Annotated in this window: 19 protein-coding genes; 10 read left to right on the forward strand and 9 right to left on the reverse strand. The window is 68.6% G+C overall.

The window, feature by feature from the left end; all coding sequences use genetic code 11:
* Positions 1 to 79: 79 nt before the first annotated feature.
* A complete protein-coding gene (locus tag DMC64_RS18365) occupies positions 80 to 505 on the reverse strand; it encodes a DoxX family protein (protein ID WP_125734493.1) in 426 nt (141 codons plus the stop codon).
* A 196-nt stretch (positions 506 to 701) separates the two neighbouring features.
* A complete protein-coding gene (locus tag DMC64_RS18370) occupies positions 702 to 1,142 on the reverse strand; it encodes a DoxX family protein (RefSeq protein ID WP_125734494.1) in 441 nt (146 codons plus the stop codon).
* A gap of 141 nt (positions 1,143 to 1,283) precedes the next feature.
* On the opposite strand from DMC64_RS18370, the gene DMC64_RS18375 reads away from it, so the two are divergent.
* The gene (locus DMC64_RS18375) at positions 1,284 to 1,751 is read left to right on the forward strand and encodes an NUDIX domain-containing protein (protein ID WP_125734495.1); all 468 of its coding nucleotides are present in this window, start codon (positions 1,284 to 1,286) and stop codon (positions 1,749 to 1,751) included.
* On the opposite strand, the gene DMC64_RS18380 is transcribed toward DMC64_RS18375, so the two are convergent.
* Positions 1,741 to 2,385 carry an HAD-IA family hydrolase gene (locus DMC64_RS18380; RefSeq protein WP_125734496.1) on the reverse strand — a complete coding sequence of 215 codons (645 nt, stop codon included), beginning with the start codon at positions 2,383 to 2,385 and terminating at the stop codon, positions 1,741 to 1,743. The two genes, DMC64_RS18375 and DMC64_RS18380, sit on opposite strands and share 11 nt — an antisense overlap.
* A 148-nt stretch (positions 2,386 to 2,533) precedes the next feature.
* Here DMC64_RS18380 and DMC64_RS18385 point away from each other — a divergent pair, with 148 nt between their 5' ends.
* Genes DMC64_RS18385 through DMC64_RS18395 form a run of 3 tightly spaced genes read left to right on the forward strand, consistent with a single transcriptional unit; the run spans position 2,534 to position 6,405 of the window.
* On the forward strand, positions 2,534 to 4,120 hold the full coding sequence (locus DMC64_RS18385) for a discoidin domain-containing protein (RefSeq protein ID WP_233629694.1): 1,587 nt from the start codon (positions 2,534 to 2,536) through the stop codon (positions 4,118 to 4,120).
* Positions 4,121 to 4,180: 60 nt separating this feature from the next.
* A complete protein-coding gene (locus DMC64_RS18390) occupies positions 4,181 to 5,425 on the forward strand; it encodes an MFS transporter (protein ID WP_037341585.1) in 1,245 nt (414 codons plus the stop codon).
* The gene (locus DMC64_RS18395; protein ID WP_125734497.1) at positions 5,422 to 6,405 is read left to right on the forward strand and encodes a hypothetical protein; all 984 of its coding nucleotides are present in this window, start codon (positions 5,422 to 5,424) and stop codon (positions 6,403 to 6,405) included. Before DMC64_RS18390 ends, DMC64_RS18395 begins: the two co-directional genes overlap by 4 nt.
* Positions 6,406 to 6,775: 370 nt before the next feature.
* Here DMC64_RS18395 and DMC64_RS18400 read toward each other — a convergent pair whose 3' ends face one another.
* From DMC64_RS18400 to DMC64_RS18415, 4 genes are all read right to left on the reverse strand, one after another.
* Positions 6,776 to 7,321 (reverse strand): O-acetyl-ADP-ribose deacetylase, encoded by a 546-nt coding sequence (locus DMC64_RS18400; protein ID WP_199755011.1) that lies wholly within the window; start codon positions 7,319 to 7,321, stop codon positions 6,776 to 6,778.
* 13 nt (positions 7,322 to 7,334) lie between these two features.
* Positions 7,335 to 8,132 carry an alpha/beta fold hydrolase gene (locus DMC64_RS18405; RefSeq protein WP_125734499.1) on the reverse strand — a complete coding sequence of 266 codons (798 nt, stop codon included), beginning with the start codon at positions 8,130 to 8,132 and terminating at the stop codon, positions 7,335 to 7,337.
* A 23-nt stretch (positions 8,133 to 8,155) separates the two neighbouring features.
* Entirely contained in the window at positions 8,156 to 8,800 is a 645-nt protein-coding gene (locus DMC64_RS18410; RefSeq protein ID WP_125734500.1) for a DUF998 domain-containing protein, read from the reverse strand.
* Positions 8,801 to 8,923: 123 nt separating this feature from the next.
* Positions 8,924 to 10,057 (reverse strand): metallophosphoesterase, encoded by a 1,134-nt coding sequence (locus tag DMC64_RS18415; RefSeq protein ID WP_125734501.1) that lies wholly within the window; start codon positions 10,055 to 10,057, stop codon positions 8,924 to 8,926.
* A 138-nt stretch (positions 10,058 to 10,195) separates the two neighbouring features.
* Between DMC64_RS18415 and DMC64_RS18420 the strand changes: the two genes are divergently transcribed.
* Positions 10,196 to 11,050: a hypothetical protein gene (locus DMC64_RS18420; RefSeq protein WP_125734502.1), complete on the forward strand. Its 855-nt coding sequence runs from the start codon at positions 10,196 to 10,198 to the stop codon at positions 11,048 to 11,050.
* A gap of 67 nt (positions 11,051 to 11,117) precedes the next feature.
* Here the strand turns inward: DMC64_RS18420 and DMC64_RS18425 are convergent, their stop codons facing one another.
* Entirely contained in the window at positions 11,118 to 13,379 is a 2,262-nt protein-coding gene (locus DMC64_RS18425) for an excinuclease ABC subunit UvrA (RefSeq protein ID WP_125734503.1), read from the reverse strand.
* Positions 13,380 to 13,457: 78 nt separating this feature from the next.
* Here DMC64_RS18425 and DMC64_RS18430 point away from each other — a divergent pair, with 78 nt between their 5' ends.
* From DMC64_RS18430 to DMC64_RS18450, 5 genes are all read left to right on the forward strand, one after another.
* Entirely contained in the window at positions 13,458 to 14,240 is a 783-nt protein-coding gene (locus DMC64_RS18430) for a TetR/AcrR family transcriptional regulator (protein ID WP_125734504.1), read from the forward strand.
* A 10-nt stretch (positions 14,241 to 14,250) separates the two neighbouring features.
* Positions 14,251 to 14,682 (forward strand): nitroreductase family deazaflavin-dependent oxidoreductase, encoded by a 432-nt coding sequence (locus DMC64_RS18435; protein WP_037341601.1) that lies wholly within the window; start codon positions 14,251 to 14,253, stop codon positions 14,680 to 14,682.
* A 100-nt stretch (positions 14,683 to 14,782) separates the two neighbouring features.
* Entirely contained in the window at positions 14,783 to 15,262 is a 480-nt protein-coding gene (locus DMC64_RS18440) for a pyridoxamine 5'-phosphate oxidase family protein (RefSeq protein WP_037341604.1), read from the forward strand.
* A gap of 30 nt (positions 15,263 to 15,292) precedes the next feature.
* Complete coding sequence (locus DMC64_RS18445) at positions 15,293 to 16,840, forward strand: GAF domain-containing protein (RefSeq protein ID WP_125734505.1); 1,548 nt, start codon at positions 15,293 to 15,295, stop codon at positions 16,838 to 16,840.
* Positions 16,837 to 17,484, forward strand: a complete 648-nt coding sequence (locus DMC64_RS18450) for a response regulator transcription factor (RefSeq protein WP_073848207.1) — start codon at positions 16,837 to 16,839, stop codon at positions 17,482 to 17,484. The genes DMC64_RS18445 and DMC64_RS18450 overlap by 4 nt, the downstream gene beginning before the upstream one ends.
* Here the strand turns inward: DMC64_RS18450 and DMC64_RS18455 are convergent.
* Complete coding sequence (locus tag DMC64_RS18455; RefSeq protein WP_125734506.1) at positions 17,481 to 18,113, reverse strand: sigma-70 family RNA polymerase sigma factor; 633 nt, start codon at positions 18,111 to 18,113, stop codon at positions 17,481 to 17,483. The two genes, DMC64_RS18450 and DMC64_RS18455, sit on opposite strands and share 4 nt — an antisense overlap.
* Positions 18,114 to 18,116: the final 3 nt, after the last annotated feature.

Here is an 18,116-nt window from a genome sequence, read left to right on the forward strand (position 1 = left end):
CGCCCCTCTGGAGTGCTAGGAACGGTCCTTTCCTTGCAAATTTCGCAAGGAAAGGACCGTTCCTGGCGTCGGCGGGTCTTCAGGACTTGCGGCGGCGGCGCCACGTGTCGAGCGCGTAGGTGCCCGGCCCCACCACCGCGAACAGCAGGAAGATCCAGGAGTACAGCGCGGCCGTTTCGCCCTTGTTCTGCAACGGAAGCAGCGCGTCGGGCTGGTGGACGACGAAGTACGCGTACGCCATCGTGCCCGAGAGCAGGATCGCGACCGGGCGGGTGAACAGACCCGCCAGGACGAGCAGCGAACCCACCGTTTCGATCACCCCGGCGTACCAGCCCGGCCAGGTGCCGACCGGTACGGCGGCCTTGTCGAACAGGCCCATCTTCTGCAGACCGTGGCAGAGGAAGAGGAACGAGACCACAACGCGGACCACGGAGAGGGCCAGTCCCTGCCACTTCGGAGCGGTCGGGCCGACCTCGGTGGTCGTGGCGGCGGCTGTCTGGGTCATGACGCATCCTTCCGGCTCAAGGTGGTCTAAACCATTGATGCGATTGAGGATGCCGGATACCCCCGTCGGTAGGGAACTTTCTTTCGGGGGGTAATTCCATGTTATGCCCTCATTTATTGACAGCGAATCGACAGGTACGCGATAAAAAGGCCCCTTTCCTGGAATCAATCCAGGAAAGGGGCCTCGCGATTCCCGTTCAGCGGCGGCGGCGCAGGGTGTCGAGGGCGTAGGTGCCCGGGCCGATCGCGGCGATCAGCAGGAAGATCCAGCAGTAGAGGGTCGACAGCTCGCCCATGTTCTGCAGCGGCAGCAGCCCTTCCGGCGCGTGCACGGTGAAGTAGGCGTAGGCCATGACGCCGGAGAGGAGCACCGCGACCGGCCGGGTGAACAGGCCCACCAGCACCAGGGCGGCGCCGACGACCTCGATCACGCTGCCGTACCAGCCGGGCCAGGAACCGAGCTCGACCGAGCCGCCCACGCCGTCGACGCCACCGAAGAAGCCGAATCCCTGCAAACCGTGGCAGAGGAAGAGGAACGAGACGACGATCCGGACGGCGGACTGGATCGCGCCCTGGGCCTTGGCGGCACGCGAGGTGGTGGCGGTGGTGGTCTTGGCGGGGGTGATGGTCTGCGTCATGGTTCCGGTCCTTCCGGGAGTGTCTGTCGGGCGGCTTCTGACAACGCGTCGGACGGGATCGACGCGAATCGACATCCACGACGAAACTTTTTTCGCGGGCCGGTCACATCACCCGGTCGGAGCAAGGCCAGACTGGACGGCATGGCGGGTAAGACGAGTGCCGGGATCCTGCTCTTCCGCAGGTCGGGCGAGGTGACCGAGGTACTTCTCGGGCATATGGGCGGGCCGTTCTGGGCGAAGAAGGACGCGGGCGGCTGGTCGGTGCCCAAGGGCGAGTACGAACCGGACGAGACGCCGGAGGCCGCCGCGCGGCGCGAGTTCCAGGAGGAGCTGGGGCTGCCGGCGCCGGAGGGGGAGTACCTCCCGCTCGGGGAGGTGAAGCAGTCCGGCGGCAAGGTCGTGACGGTCTGGGCGGTGGAGGGCGACCTCGACCCGGCTCAGGTCGTGCCGGGTGTCTTCGAGATGGAGTGGCCGCCGCGGTCGGGCCGGACGCAGGAGTTCCCGGAGGTCGACAGAGTCGCCTGGTTCGGGCTGGCCGACGCCGAGGAGAAGCTGCTCAAGGGGCAGCGCCCGTTCCTCGTCCGGCTGAGTGAACTGCTCAACGGCTGAGCAGCTCGCCGAGCGGTTTGTCGGCCAGCGAACCCAGCACGAGGTCGGCGTGGTCGAAGTTCAGCACCGCGGTGATCGCGTTCGGCACGGCGACGCATTCGAGCCCGGCGGCCTTCGCCGCGGTGACGCCGTGCGGTGAATCCTCGAACGCGATCGCCTCGGACGCGGGCAGGTCCAGTGCGGCGAGGGCGGCCAGATAGAGGTCCGGGCTCGGCTTCGCCTGGTGGAGGTCGCCGGTGAGCACGGCCTCGAACGCGTCCGCGAGGCCGAGCCGGTTCAGGTGGGTGGTGACCCAGTCGCCGGTCGAACTGGACGCGATGGCCAGCCGCAGGCCCTGCTCCTTCGCGTCCGCGAGGTACTCCTCGACGCCGGGACGCGGCCCCACGGTTTCCAGCAGTTCGGTGACCCTGGCGCGGACGCCGGTGCGGACCGCGACCCGGTCGAGGTTCTCGTCGTTCTTCTCCAGCAGTTCGAACATCGCGACGGCGGTGTTCTGCGTGCCGATCACGGTGTGCCAGACGTCGAGGGGGAGTTCGTCGCCGCGGGCGCGGAAGGTCTCCTGCCAGGCCACGAGGACGGCCGCCTCGGTGTCGACCAGCGTCCCGTCGAAGTCGAAGATCAATGCGCCGGTCATGGGACGAGTCTACGTCTTGACTCACTGAGTGGTACGGATTACCGTACGCATTCGTTAGGAAACTTACCAAACGAACAAGTGTACTCGAAGTGAACGCCGCGCACCCGTCCCTCTCAACCCGCCGCCAAGGATTCCCGGGGAGATCGATGTGAAGGCCCGAACCCGACTACTGCCACTAGGTGCGGCCGCCATCCTGTTGCCGACGCTGCTCAGCGGCAACGCGCAAGCCGCTGATGTCCTTTTGTCCCAAGGAAAACCTGTCCTCGTCTCCTCGGTGGAGTCGTCGTCCTACGGCGGCCCGCTCGCGGTCGACGGCAAGACGAGCACCCGCTGGGCGAGCGCCGAAGGCGTGGACCCGCAGTTCATCCGCATCGACCTCGGCGGCCCCTCGGCCATCAACCGGGTCAAGCTGAACTGGGAGGCCGCGTACGCCAGCGCGTATCGCTTGGAAGTCTCCAACGACGGCTCGGCGTGGACCACGATCAAGTCCGTCACCGGCGGCAACGGCGGGACCGACGATCTCACCGGGCTGTCCGGCCGCGGCCGGTATCTGCGCCTCGTCGGCACCAAACGCGCCACCAGTTACGGCTACTCCCTTTGGGAGATGCAGGTTTACGGAACGTCGGACTCGTCCGGCGACACGCAGGCGCCCACCGCGCCGACGAACCTCAAGGCCGGTTCGATCACCGCGTCCACTGTGGACTTGACGTGGACCGGTTCGACGGACAACGTCGGCGTCAGCGGCTACGAGGTGCTGCGGAACGGTCAGGTCGTCGGCACCAGTGAAAGCGCTTCCTACACCGACAGCGGGCTGAGCGCGTCGACGGCGTACACCTACACGGTCCGTGCGAAGGACGCCGCCGGCAACACCTCGGCGGCCAGCAACCAGGTGCAGGCGACCACACAGGCGGGCGGCTCGTCGTTCGTGCTCGCCGCTTCCGGCGACATCGCCGAACAGTGCACCGCGTCCTCGTCCTCGTGCATCCACCCGAAGACCGCCGCGCTGGTCGGCCAGATGAACCCGGCCGCGGTGATCACCATGGGCGACAACCAGTACGACGACGCCCACATCGAGGATTTCACGAGCTACTTCGACAAGACCTGGGGCAAGTACAAGAGCATCATGCACCCGGTCCCCGGCAACCACGAGACCTACGACCACACCCCGCTGGGCGCCTACAAGCAGTACTTCGGCAAGATCGCGACGCCGAACGGCAAGACCTACTACAGCTGGGAAATGGGCAACTGGCACTTCGTCGCCATCGACAGCACGGAGTTCTCGCCCGGCCTGGCCGCGAACGCGATCAGCGACGAGCAGCTGAACTGGATCAAGCAGGACCTGAAGAGCAACACCAAGCCCTGCGTCGCCGCGTACTACCACCACCCGCGCTACACCTCGGGTGACCACGGCGACAACGACAAGATGGCGACGCTCTGGGAGACCATGGTCCAGAACAAGGTCGACCTGGTCCTCAACGGGCACGACCACCACTACGAGCGCTTCTACCCGCAGAACGCCGACGGCGACAAGGACGCGGCCGGTCCGGTGCAGATCATCGGCGGTGGCGGCGGGGCGACCCTCTACCCGGTCAAGACCGAACACCCGGCCACCGCGAAGGCGATCTCGACCTACGGCGTGCTCAAGCTGAACATGTCGGACAACGCCTTCTCGACCCAGCTGATCGGTCTCGACGGCAAGACGATCGACTCCTCTCCCACCTACACCTGCCACTGATCCCCGTGAGGAGGTGCCGCGCCGCGTCGCGGCACCTCCTTCCGGCGCTGGAGGTCTCCCATGTACATCGCCACCAGTAGGGGATCGGACGCCGCGGCGGATGTCCCGAAGAGCGGCGTCAAACGGGCCGTCACCGGGAACGTCGTCGCGCTCGGCCTGGTCAGCCTCGTCACCGACATCTCGTCGGAGATGGTGACCGCGGTACTCCCGCTCTACCTCGTCCTCGGTCTCGGCTTGAGCCCGCTGCAGTTCGGTGTGCTCGACGGCCTCTATTCCGGTGTCACCGCCGTCGTCCGGCTCGTCGGCGGCCATCTCGCGGACCGCTGGCAGAAGCTCAAGGCGGTCGCCTGCTTCGGTTACGGGCTCTCGGCGCTGGGCAAGATCGGCCTGATGCTGGCGGGTTCGTCCACCGTCGCGATCGGCGCCGTGCTCGCGGCCGACCGCACCGGCAAAGGTGTCCGGACCGCCCCGCGCGACGCGCTGATCACCTTGAGCAGCGATCCCGAACACCTCGGCCGCGCGTTCGGCGTGCACCGCGCGATGGACACCTTCGGCGCGTTCCTCGGCCCGCTGGTCGCGATGGCCGTGCTCTGGCTCAGCCTGGGCAGCTACGACTCGGTGTTCTTCACGAGCTTCTGCATCGCCGCGATCGGCGTGATCATCCTGGTGGTGCTGGTCAAGGATCACCAGCCGAAGCCGCGAGCCGAGCGGACCAAGGTCTCCTTGCGGGAGACGGCGGGCCTGATCCGGCAGGCGTCGTTCCGGCGGATCTGCGTCTGGGCGGCGCTGCTGGGCCTGGTCACCCTCAGCGACTCGTTCCTCTACCTCGTGCTGCAGCGCCGCTGGGAACTCGGCGCGGTCTTCTTTCCCTTGCTGCCGCTGGGAACCGCGGGGGTGTACCTGTTGCTCGCCGTTCCGTTCGGCAGGCTTTCGGACCGGATCGGCCGCTGGAAGGTGTTCCTCGGCGGGCACGTCGCGCTGGTCGTCGCGCTGCTGGCGCTGCTCGGCCCGGTGGACGGCGGCATCCTCGCGGTGCTGGCACTCGTGCTGCACGGTGTCTTCTACGCGGCCACCGACGGTGTCCTGATGGCCGCGGCCGGGCCGCTGCTGCCCGAACACCAGCGGGCGAGCGGGCTGGCGCTGGTGCAGACCGGGCAGGCGACGACGCGGATGCTCGCGTCCGTCCTTTTCGGGCTCGCCTGGACCACCTGGGATCTGCACGCCGCGGTCCTGGTCGCCGCGGGCGCGCTGGCCGTGGTGGTCGTGGCGGCCGCCGTCCTCCGTCCGTTGCGGACCTACGCATGAGGGCGCGGATCCTGGGAGTGGCGGCGGCGGTCGTCGTCCTGATCGCGGCGGCCGTCGGCTACGGCGTCCTCTCCCGGGACCGCGGGCCGGCCGTCAACTCGGTCGCCGTCGTGACCGGGCAACCGGTTTCGGTGCAGGCCAAGGGACAGCTGCTGTTCCGCAACACCGCCGAAGGCCCCGACTTCGGCCATCTCGCCACCGTCCCGGCCGACCGTCCCGGCGAACCCCGGAAGGTGTCCGGCCTCAGCTGCGACCGTTTCGCCGCTTCGGCGGGGACGGCGCTGTGCCTGGCCGCGCAGCCGGGTGTGCTGCCGCCGATGACCGACGTCATCGTGCTGGACAAGGACCTCAAGGAGATCCGCCGGATCGAACTGCCCGGCACCCCCAGCCGCGGCCGGGTTTCGCCGGACGGGAAGCTCGCCTGCTGGACGCTGTTCGTCAACGGGGATTCCTATGCGGAGACCGGGTTTTCGACCAGGGCGGGGATCTTCAACCTGACCACCGGGAAGCTGACGAAGAGCATCGAGGAGATGGGGCTCCTGCTCGACGGCAAGCCGTACTACTCGTCCGACGTGAACTACTGGGGGATCACCTTCGCGCCCGACGGCAAGAAGTTCTACGCGACCGTGGGGACGAAGGGGAAGACGTACCTGGTCGAGGCGGATTACGAGAAACTCGTCGCGAGGATGATCCGGGAGAACGTCGAATGCCCGTCGCTCTCGCCGGACGCGAAGCGGATCGCGTTCAAGAAGAAGGTCTCCGCCGATCTCGCGGCGCCTTGGCGGCTGGCCGTCCTCGATCTGGCCTCCGGCAAGGAGACCATGCTGGCCGAGACGCGGAGCGTGGACGACCAGGCGGCCTGGCTGGACGACCGGACCGTGGCGTACGGCGTGGACTCGGCGGTCTGGTCGGTGCCCGCGGACGGGAGCGGGGCGCCGCGGGAGTTGGTCGCGCAGGCCGCTTCACCTGCCGGTGTGTAGTGGGTCGTGAGTTGCACCGCACTCACGTGATTGAGGGCGGAACTCGCGTGATCAGAGGCGGAACACCCGAGTGCGGCCTCCAGTCACGCGAGTTACGCCCCTGATCACGCGAGTCACGCCGTTGCTCACGCTGCGCCCTGCGCTTCGGATCGGTAGATACTGGGTCGGGCACCTGAAGTACTTGAAGGCCCCCATCCCTCGGCTGAGCCGAGGGATGGGGGCCTTCACGCGCCGCCGTGGTGGTCGTTGTGGTTGCTGGTGCAGGTGAGCTGCAGGTGGCGATCTCTGCAGGTAGTGAAGGCCTCCTTCACTACCTTCAGGGTAGGCAAGGAGGCCTTCACGGACTTCGGGCCAGCAGGGACGTAAGGTCTTAGCCCGAATCGCCGCTCACGAGGCCCATCGCGTCCGCCTGCTCCCGGAAAACGTCGTAGGCGGCCGTCCCGAAGAGCACGAACCGCACCAGTTCCACCGAACAAGACCCGGCCGCGAGCGTGTTCGTCACGGTCTCGAGGGCGATTTCCGCCGCGGACTCGACGGGCCACCGGTAGATCCCGGTCGAGATCGCGGGGAACGCCACGGTGTGCGCGCCGAGGTCGGCGGCGACGTGCAGCGAGTTGCGGTGGCACGCCGCCAGCAGCGCCGAACGGTCTTCGGCATCGGACCACACCGGCCCGACGGTGTGCACCACCCAGCGCGCCGGGAGGCGGCCCGCCGTGGTGGCGACCGCCTCTCCGGTCTTCAGTCCCTTGCCGTAGTGGCCCGCGCGCAGGGCCCGGCATTCGGTGAGGATCCCCGGCCCGCCGCGGCGGTGGATCGCGCCGTCCACCCCGCCGCCGCCGAGCAGGGACGAGTTCGCGGCGTTGACCACGACGTCGACCTGTTGTTCGGTGATGTCGCCTTCGACCAGTTCGATCATCGTGATCGCTCCGTCAGTCGGTGAAGTACTCGATCAGGATTGGGGCAACGGCCTTCGGCTTGAGCATATGCGTCTGGCCCTCGATCGTGCGGTGCTCGGCGCCGGGGACCGCCTTCGCGAGCGCGGCGACACCGTTGCGGACCCAGGCGGGGCTCTTGCCGCCGTCCATGACCAGCGTCGGCACGGAAACGCCCGCCCAGCGGCCTTCGGGCAGCGGGGTGCCGTCGTGCAGGCCGTCGAACAACGCGGCGTCGTAGCGCAGGGTCGGCGCGACCTTCTTCAGCTTCGGCCACGCGGGCATGAACTGCATCATGAAGACGACCGGCGCCGGGACGCGGACACCTTCGCGCATGAAGGTCTTGATCGCCGTGCCAGGCTTTCCGGCGGCGATGGCCTTTTCCAGCCGCTCGTCGTAGTCGGCCGGGACCGGCGGGCGCGTGTCGTCGACGACCAGCGGGAATTCGTAGACCGCCAGTTTCGTGATCGGCAGCCCGGCCTTCGCCGCTTCGAGGGCGAGCGCGGCGCCGGACGAGATCCCGTAGACGTGGGCCGTCCCGCCCGCTTCCTTGATCAGTGCCGCGATGTCCTCGACTTCGCGGGCGACGGAGAACGGCGCGGTGTCGCCGCTCTCGCCGCGGCCGCGGCGGTCGTAGGTGTAGACGGTGAAGTGCGCGGCGAGTTCGGCGGCCAGCGGCTTGGCGGGGCCGAACTCGCGATGGCACATCGCGCCGTCGACCAGGATGACGGCGGGGCCGGAGCCGGTGCGGGTGTAGGCGATGGTGGTGCCGTCTTGCGAGGTCACGGTGCTCATGGCGGGAATTCTCCTGTAGTCGTTCAGCGGGTGGTGCGGAGGATGACGGCGGTGACCCAGCCCCAGGCCAGCATCACGGCGGCCCAGAAGGCGAGCATCACGACGGCGTTCGCGTTGCCGGAGCTCATCGTGGCGAAGGCGGCGAAGAACGCGATGCCGGTGGCGCGGGAGTAGACGGCCCAGCCGCGGTGGCCCTCACGGGAGAAGCGGCTCGCGAACACGAAGGTCGCGACGATCAGCGAGAGGAAGCCGACCGAGCCGGCGGCCATGTGCAGGATGCCCGCGGTGCTGATGGTGGCGGGACCGGAACCGGCCGGGAAGCCGTTGCCCGGGTCGGCCTTGAAGACCGCGGCGAAGAGCAGGCTCACGCCGAAGACGCCCAGCAGCCGTGGCCCCCACGTGCTGCCTCTGCCCGATTCGAGCGTCCGGCTCAGGCCGACCGCTCCCGCGATCATCAGAACCCCGGTGACCAGGAAGTTCGTCACCTGGATCCAGCCGGCGTCGCCGTTGCTCAGCATGCTCGCCGGGTGCTTCGTCAGGTCGAAGCCGTCGCGCACGGCGGCCTGGGTGAGCGAGGTCAGAAAGTACAGCGGACCCGAGACGGCGCCGCAGGCGAGCAGGGCGCGGGCGGGAAGCGCGACGTGGGTCCGGGTGGCGGTGATGGTCATCGGGTTCTGCCTTTCGGGGCGGGTTGCGTTGGCACAACTCTCGCTCCGAAAGTCTTGGTTGTCAAGACAAAAAAATTTGTCGGTGGCGCCGATGGGACACCGAGAGGTGTCGCAACTGGGTGGCTACTTGCCGTTTCGCAAGGTCAGGAGGGTGATCTCGCTCGGCGCGAAGACGCGCAGAGGCGGTCCCCAGAAGCCGGTACCGCGGCTCGTGTAGAGCTGCGTGCGCTCGCCGTGGCGCGAAAGACCGGCCAGCACGGGCTGGTCGAGCCGGACCAGAAGGTGGAACGGCCAGATCTGGCCGCCGTGGGTGTGCCCGGAGATCTGGAGGTCGATACCGGCCTCGGCGGCCTGCTTGACCTGCTTCGGCTGGTGGGCGAGCAGGACGACCGGCGTGCTCGCGGCGACGCCGTCGAGCGCGGCGGGGAGGTCGGGGCCGTGGCCGGGCAGGCCGGAGGCGGCGCCGGTCGGGTCGTCGATCCCGGCGAAGACCAGCGTGTCGCCCCCCTGGTGGACGGGCAGATGCCGGTTGTGCAGCGGCTCCCAGCCGAGGTCGCGCATATGGTCGAGCCAGGCCTGCGCCTCGCCGAAGTACTCGTGGTTGCCGGTGATGTAGAACTTGCCGAGTTTCGCCCGCACCTTCCCGAGTGGTGCGACCTGCTCCCGCCGCTGGGCGACGGAACCGTCCGCGAGGTCACCCGCGTGGGCGACGACGTCGGCGTCGAGTTCGTTCACCGCTTCGACGACCTTCTCCGACCACTTCGTCCGGTTCAGCGGGCCGAAATGCGTGTCGGTGATGATCGCGAAGCGGAGGCCGTCGAGCCCCGCGCCGAGGCGGGGGAGCACGACGTCGAGTTCCTTGAGCCTCGGCACGCGCCGGGCCTCGACCATCCCGTACGCCGCCAGCGCCGCGAAGACCACCAGCACGACGCCGGACACGATGCCCGCCGCACTGTCCACTCCGGACACGGCGAGGATCAGTCGCAGCACGTTCCCGAGTACCGACAACGAGAACAGCAGCCAGATCAGCCCGAGAGAGAGGTCGCCGATCTTCGCGGCGAGGTCGCGCTGCCACGGGCCGTGGCCGAGGACCATGCACGCGGGCACGGCGACGGCCGCGACGGCGAACACGATCGTTCCGAGGACTTCGAGCGCGGCCGGGAGTTCGGGGGAGCCGATGATCGTCCACCACGGCACACCGAACAGGAGGGCGAGGACGGCGATCAACGCGGCGACGCGGACAAGGATGCGGGGCATGATGACGGCCAGACTAACAGCCCATTGGTCTCTACCGCCGTTTTCGCTGAGGGGCGTCTCAGGTACGTAGACGGACGTACGCGCGGTGTCGCTTCACGGACGACGCTTTCCGCGTCGCCGCGGAAGACACTCGACGGCATGATGCGGACGATCGAACGTGTCGCCTACACGACCGGGGCGCTCCTGTTCCTCAGCGGTCTCGTGCACGCGGTCGTGCTGATCGCGTCCGGCGGTTCGTGGACCGGGCCGCTGTCGATGCGGAAGGCGGTCACGTTCGGCCTGTCGTTCGGGCTGACGTTGGTCACCGTCGCCTGGGCGACGTCGTACGTCGCGGTGCGGCCACGCGTGCGGAACACGCTGCTCGGCGTGTTCACGGGGGCGAGTGTCGTGGAGACGGTGCTTGTGAGCATGCAGGCCTGGCGCGGGGTGCCGTCGCACTTCAACTTCGAGACCGGCTTCGACAACGCCGTGTCGACGACACTCGCGGCGGGCGGCGGCGTCATCATCCTGACGGCGGTGACCTTCACGGCCGCGGCGATGCGCGGAGAGGGCGAGACGACGGCGAGCATGCGGCTCGCGGTGCGGTTCGGGCTCGTCGCGCTGCTGGTGGCGCTCGGCGCGGGCGCGGCGATGATCGCGAGCGGCGTCGTCGAGGCGCGGGGCGGGAATCCGCAGGTCGCGTACACCACCGCCGGCGCGCTGAAGCCGCTGCACGCGGTGGCGATGCACGCGATCCTCATCGTGCCGGGGCTCGCCTGGCTGCTGCGGTTCGCGGACTGGACGGAACGGCGGCGCGTGCGGCTGGTGTGGGCGGCGATCGGTGCCTACTCGGTGCTGACCGCGGTGGTGGGGCTGGAGTCGGTGACCGGGGTTTCGCCGCTGGCGGCCTCGCCGGTGGAGATGGTGACTTCGGGGCTGGCTTTGGTGGTGCTGGGGCTTATCGGTGCGGTGGCCGGTCGTGAAGCGGTTCGGCGTCGGTCCCGGATGTCATGAAAGGGTCGTTCAGGACATCTTTTGTCCTGAACGACCCTTTCATGACACTCGCGGGTGGAGGGAAGCGCTAGCGGCCCACGTAGGTGCGAAGGTGCCGCGCCGTGAGCGTGTCACCCGAAGCGACCAGATCGGCCGGAGTCCCCGTGAACACCACCTGACCCCCGTCCGAACCCGCGCCCGGCCCGAGGTCGACGATCCAGTCCGCGTGCGCCATCACGGCCTGGTGGTGCTCGATGACCACCACCGTGTTCCCGTCGTCGACGAGCCGGTCGAGCAGCCCCAGCAACTGGTCGACGTCGGCGAGGTGCAGGCCGGTGGTCGGCTCGTCGAGGACGTAGGTCGCCGACTTCTCCGCCATCCGGATGGCGAGTTTGATCCGCTGCCGCTCCCCGCCGGACAGCGTCGTGAGCGGCTGCCCGAGCCCGAGGTAGCCGAGGCCGACGTCGGAAAGCCGGTCCAGGATCGTCCGCGCCTGCCCCGACGGGAAGAACTCGCGCGCCTCGGCGACGGGCATGGCGAGCACCTCGCTGATGTCCTTGCCCCGCAGTTTGTAGGTCAGGACTTCGGCGGTGAACCGCTTGCCCTCGCATTCCTCGCAGACCGTCGCCACCCCGGCCATCATCGCCAGGTCGGTGTAGATCAGCCCGATGCCCTTGCATTTCGGGCACGCGCCTTCGGAGTTCGCGCTGAACAGGGCCGCCTTGACGCCGTTGGCCTTGGCGAACGCGGTGCGGATCGGGTCGAGCAGGCCGGTGTAGGTCGCCGGGTTGCTGCGCCGCGAGCCGCGGATGGCCGACTGGTCGAGCACCACCACGTCGTCCCTTGTGGACAGTGAACCGTGGATGAGTGAGCTCTTGCCCGAACCGGCGACCCCGGTGACCACGGTCAGCACGCCCAGCGGGATGTCGACGTCGACACCGCGCAGGTTGTGCCGGGTGGCGTTGCGGATCTCGATCTGCCCGCGTGCCGCGCGGACTTCCGTGCGCAGCCGGGCACGGTGGTCGAGGTGCCGTCCGGTGAGCGTGCCGGACGCCCGCAGGCCGGCGACGTCGCCGGTGTAGCAGATTTGCCCGCCGTTCGGGCCCGCGCCGGGGCCGAGGTCGACGACGTGGTCGGCGATCTCGATGGTCTCCGGTTTGTGCTCGACGACGAGCACCGTGTTCCCCTTGTCCTTCAACAGGAGCAGGAGACCGTTCATCCGCTGGATGTCGTGCGGGTGCAGCCCGACGGTCGGCTCGTCGAACACGTAGGTGACGTCGGTGAGGCTGGAACCCAGGTGCCGCACCATCTTCACGCGCTGCGCCTCACCGCCCGAAAGCGTCCCGGATTCGCGATCGAGGCTCAGGTAGCCGAGGCCGATCTCGACGAGCGAGTCGAGGGTGCCGCGCAGGGTCTGCATCAGCGGGCCCACCGACGGATCGTCGATCTTGCGGAGGAAATCGGCGAGATCGTTGATCTGCATCGACGAGCAGTCCGCGATGTTCAGTCCTTCGATCTTCGAGGACAGCGCCGCTTGGTTGAGCCGCGCGCCGTCGCACGCCGGGCATCGCCGGAACGTGATCGCCCGGTCCACGAAGGCCCGGATGTGCGGCTGCGTCGCTTCCTTGTCCTTCGACAGGAACAGCCGCTGCACCTTCACCAGCAGGCCTTCGTAGTTGGTGTTCAGCCCGCCGAGCTTCATCTTGGTGGCGGGCTTGTACATGAAGTCTTCCCACTGCTGAGGGGTGTAGTCCTTCAGCTTGACCGCGGGATCGACGAAACCGGACTCCGCGAGTCCCTTCCAGTACCAGCCGCCCGGCGCGAAGTTCGGGACGGTGATCGCTCCTTCGTTGAGCGAAAGCTCCTTGTCGACGAGCTGGTCGATGTCGATGCTGGAGACCTTCCCCAGCCCCTCGCAGTCGGGGCACATCCCCTCGGGAAGGTTGAAGCTGAACGCTCCCGACGTCCCGATATGCGGCTGTCCCAGCCTGCTGAAGACGATCCGCAGCATGGTGTGCGCGTCGGTCGCGGTGCCGACCGTGGAGCGGGAGTTGGCCCCCATCCGCTCCTGGTCGACGACGATCGCGGCGCTCAGGTTCCGCAGCGCGTCCACGTCCGGCCGTCCGACCGGGGCCATGAAGGACTGGATGAACGCGGTGTAGGTCTCGTTGATCAGCCGCTGCGATTCGGCGGCGATGGTGCCGAACACCAAGGACGACTTCCCCGACCCCGAGACACCGGTGAAGACGGTGAGGCGGCGTTTGGGGATGTCGACCGAGACGTCGGCGAGGTTGTTCTCTCTGGCTCCGCGCACCTGGATCATGTCGTGGCTGTCGGCGGCCGAAGGCATGGCTCTCCCCTGATTGGAACTCTTTAGCCTGTAAAGTGAGGGTAGCAGAGGTTAGTTTATGCTGTAAGGAGTTGGCAAGTGGTCGTCTACGCGGCGCAGGGGGACCCCCGGCGGTCGATGGCACTGCTGTGGCGGACCGAGCCGCCGGACGCCGAGCGGCCCGGGCCCAAACCTGGGCTTTCGGTGGAGCTGATCGTCGACACCGCCATCACCATCGCGGACGCGGAAGGCATGGCGGGTCTCTCGATGCGCGCGGTCGGGGACAGGCTCGGCCGGACGGCCATGGCGCTCTACACCTATGTCCCGAGCAAGAGCGAACTGGTCGATCTCATGTACGACAAGGCGCTCGCCGAGGTCTCGGTCGCCTACGAGGGAGACAGCTGGCGCGCGGACGCCGCGCGCTGGGCCGAGGGGCTCTGGGACTTCTATCTGCGGCACCCCTGGGTCCTGCAGGTCTCGCAGGCGCGGCCGGTGCTCGGGCCGAACGAGTACGTCGTGTTGGAGGCGCTGGTGAAGATCCTCCGCCGGACCGGGTTGCGCCCGGCGGCGCTGCGACGGCTGGTCAGCGCGCTGTACTCGTGCGTGCGCGAGCCCGCCAGGACGGCTTCGGAGGCCAGGCTCGCCGAAAAGGTGACAGGGCAGTCCGACGACGATTGGTGGCATGCGAGGTCCGCGCATCTGAAGGAGGTCTCGCCGGACTTCGCCGAGCGATTCCCGACGCTGACCTGGATGGAGGCCGAGCAGGCGTTCCGCATGGAGGACGAAACCGTGTCCTATCTGGAGGAGGAGGCGAGGGAGGCATTCGAGTTCTCGCTGTCCGTCTTGCTGGACGGAATCGAAGTCGCGACCAAAGCGGAGTAGTCTTCTCCGCATGCCCTCCGATTTCGCCTTGAAGACCATGAACGCCGTCCACCGCGTCATCCAGAAGGTCAGCGGCGGCCGCGCCGGCTGGCAGGTCGCCGGGATGACCGTGCTGGAACTGACCACCATCGGCCGCAAATCCGGCCAGCCGCGCACGGTCTTGCTGACCTCGCCGCTGCGCGAGGGCGACGCGTACGTCATCGTCGCCTCCCGCGGTGGCGACGACCAGCACCCGGCGTGGTTCCTCAACCTCCGCGACAACCCCGACGTCCAGGTCACGCTGAAGGGGGAGGCCCCGAAGCCGATGGTCGCGAGCGTCGCCGACGCCGATCTGCGCGCCCGCCTGTGGCCGAAGATCACCGCGGACTTCAAGAACTACGCGCAGTACCAGACCAAGACCGACCGGGAGATCCCCGTCGTCCTGCTCTCGCCCAAGGCGTAGCCCGGCATCCCCCGCACGGGCCGGGTCCATCGGCCCTACCGGCGAGTCGGTAAGCCGGGGACCGTGGACCTCGACGCAGAGGAACTACGAGAACGCGGGGATGCCGATGTCCGACTCCTTGGGTCTCGAAACGCTCGATCGCGAGCAGTGCCTGGCGCTGCTCGCGCGGGCCGGGCTCGGCCGGGTGGTGTTCACCTCCCGGGCCATGCCCGCCATCCAGCCGGCGCGGTTCGCGTTGCACCACGGCGCGATCGTGGTGCGGACGCCGTCACAGAGCGCGCTGTTCGCCGGGATACTCGACAGTGTGGTGGCGTTCGCCGTCGACGAGTTCGCCAAGGACCTCGGGACGGGCTGGTTCGTCACCGTCGTCGGCCGCGCCTCCGAGGTGCGCGATCCCCTGGTGATCGCCGAACTCGAGACCTTGCCGCTGGGCTGCTGGACCGGCCGGACGGACTCCCGGTATCTCCGGATCCCCATCGAGTCGGTAACCGGTCGAAGGATCCTCGGCGCTTGCAGTAACGAAGCACTGTCCGTGATCGACGCACCAGATGAGCGATCCGGGCGCGTTTGTCATTCCTGACCCCACTGCCCGGGGAGTTACTCCGGGACGGTGACGGCGGTGCGGCGGGTGAGTGCGGCGAGTGACGCCAAGGCGCCGAGGATTCTGGACGCGGTGGCGGGGATCGCCCACGATCTCAGCCTGTCCGACGTCCTGCGGCGGATGGTCGAATCCGCCTGCGAGCTGACGGGGGCGCCGTTCGGCGCGCTCAGCGTGCTCGATTCGGACGAGTTCATCCGCTTCGGCGAAGCCTGGGAGCGGCCGCCGTCCGACGACGACGCCCGCGTGGTGCCGATCCGGATGCGCGGCCGCATCTTCGGGATGCTGTACCTGGCCCGCAAACCGGACGGTGAGGAGTTCACCGAATCCGAGGACGACCTGCTCGTCGCGCTCACCGCGGCGGCCGGTGTGGTGATCGAGAACGCCGCACTGTTCGACCAGGTGCAGCGGCGCGAGCGCTGGCTCGAAGCCTCGTACCACGTCACCGGCGCGCTTCTGACCGACCAGGATCTGACCGCGACCCTCCGCCTGATCGCCGAACGCGCCCGCGTCGTCGCCGGCGGGACCGCGGGCGCGGTGGCCCGGCCACGCGGCGACGGGCAGCTGGTCTTCGAGATCGTCGAGCCGCCCGGCCCGGACTCGGACAAGCTCGCCGGTATCGCCGTGCCGACCGAGGGCACCGCGACCGGGATGGCGTTCACCACCGGAAAACCCGTCGTGGTCCGGGATTACGGCGAGAAGGTGGTCGAGTACCAGGGCGATCGCGGCGCCGTGATGCCCGCGGCGATCAAGGATCTCGACTCCACGGTCGCCGTCCCGCTGATCGTCGGCGAGGAGAAGCTCGGTGTCCTGCTGGTCGCGAAGTTCCGCGACCGGACCCCGTTCTCCGCCTACGACGTCCAGCTGGCCGAGACCTTCGCCGCGCACGCCGCGCTCGCGGTCGAATTCGCCCGCGCGCAACAGGACAGGCAGCGGCTCGCCGTCTTCGAAGACCGCGACCGGATCGCCCGCGACCTGCACGACCTGGTGATCCAGCGGCTGTTCGCGATCGGGCTCGGGCTGGAGGGGCTCAGCAGGCTCGCGAGCGAACCCGCCGTCGCCGACCGGGTGACCGGCTTCGCGCACGAGATCGACCGCACCATCCGCGAGATCCGCAACAGCATCTTCTCCCTGCAGGAACCGGCGGAGGCACAAGGCAGCCTCCGGTCGGAGCTGCTGCGGGTTGCGCTGGACGCGGGCTGCGCGTCGGAGCCCCGGGTCGGGTTCGATGGGCCGCTCGATTCCACCGTGCCGGACACGGTCCGCTCGGACCTCATCGCGACGCTGCGCGAAGCACTGTCCAATGTGGTCAGACATGCCGCGGCGACGACGGTCTCGGTCGACGTCGCGGTCGATCGCGACGGGCGGTGGCTCAAACTCTCGGTGGTGGACGACGGCGTCGGCATGCCCGCCGAGCCCGGCCATCGCAGCGGGGTGGTGAACCTCGCCGAACGCGCCGCCCGGTGGAACGGGACATTCCGCGTCGAGGCGCGGCCCGAAGGCGGTACGAGGCTCGACTGGTCGGTGGAACTGCCGGCCCGACAGGGGAGTGTGGGATGACGATTTCGGTGTTCCTCCTGGACGATCACGAACTCGTGCGCACCGGGCTCAAAACCGTTTTCGAGGCCGAGGACGATTTCACCGTGGTCGGCGAAGCGTCCACGGCCGCCGAGGCGTACGTGCGGATCCCCGCGGTCAAACCGCAGGTCGCGGTGCTCGACGTCCGGCTGCCGGACGGTGAGGGAGTGAGTGTCTGCCGGGAGATCCGGGCGTCCATCGACCCGCCGCCCGCCTGCCTGATGCTGACGTCCTATTCGGACGACGACGCGTTGTTCGGCGCGATCATGGCGGGCGCGGCGGGTTACATGCTCAAACAGGTCTCCGGGGGCGCGCTGGTCAAGGCCGTCCGCACGGTCGCCGCGGGCGGATCGCTCCTGGACAGCACGCTGACGGCGTCGGTGATGAACCGGCTGCGCGGCGAGACCGACGCCCCGGACCCGCGGTACGAACAGCTGAGCCCGCAGGAGCGGCGGGTGCTCGACCACATCGCCGACGGGCTGACCAACCGCCAGATCGCGGAAAAGCTGTACCTGGCGGAGAAGACGGTCAAGAACTACGTGTCGTCCCTGCTGCACAAGCTCGGCTTCGAACGTCGCACCGCCGCAGCCGTCTACGCCACCCAGCGCCGTAAGTCCTCTTCCTAGAAGAAGGTGAACCCACCGGCGAAATCGGGATCCTCGCGCAGCACGCGGCGCAGTTCGTTGAGGGCCCGGTGCTGGGTGACGCGGACCGCGCCCGCGCTCGCCATGCCCAGCGCGCCCGCGGTCTCTTCGGCGCTGCACCCGTGGATCACGCGCAGCACCAGCACATCGCGCTGCTTCGCCGAAAGAACCTCGAACAGCCGGGACAGCCGGCGGCCGCGATCCGCCCTCTCGACCTCTTCGAACGTCGGGTTCCACGGTCCGTCCTGTTCGGGCTCCGGATCGGGCACCGGCGCGGACGGGTCGCGCGCGAGGTTGCGGCGGACGTCGGCGACCTTGTGCGAAGCGATCCCGAAGACGTACGGCAGGAAGCTGTTGTCCTGGTAGCTGTAGCGCGGCAACGCGACGAGGACGGCCATCAGGACCTCCTGCGCGCAGTCCTCGGCGCCGGCGACGCCGCGTGTCGTCGCGCCCAGCCTCCCCGCGCAGTACCGGAACACGATCGGCCGCAGCAGGGCCAGCAGGCTCTCGACGGCCCGCCGGTCACCGCCGATCGCCGCGCGGATCAGCTCGCCGTCCGGTTCCCCCGGCCGGGGTACGTAGGTGGGGCGCACGGCATCCGACACGGTCATCAC

The sequence above is a fragment of the Amycolatopsis sp. WAC 04197 genome (assembly GCF_003947475.1).
In the GTDB taxonomy this organism is placed as follows: Bacteria; Actinomycetota; Actinomycetes; order Mycobacteriales; family Pseudonocardiaceae; genus Amycolatopsis; species Amycolatopsis japonica.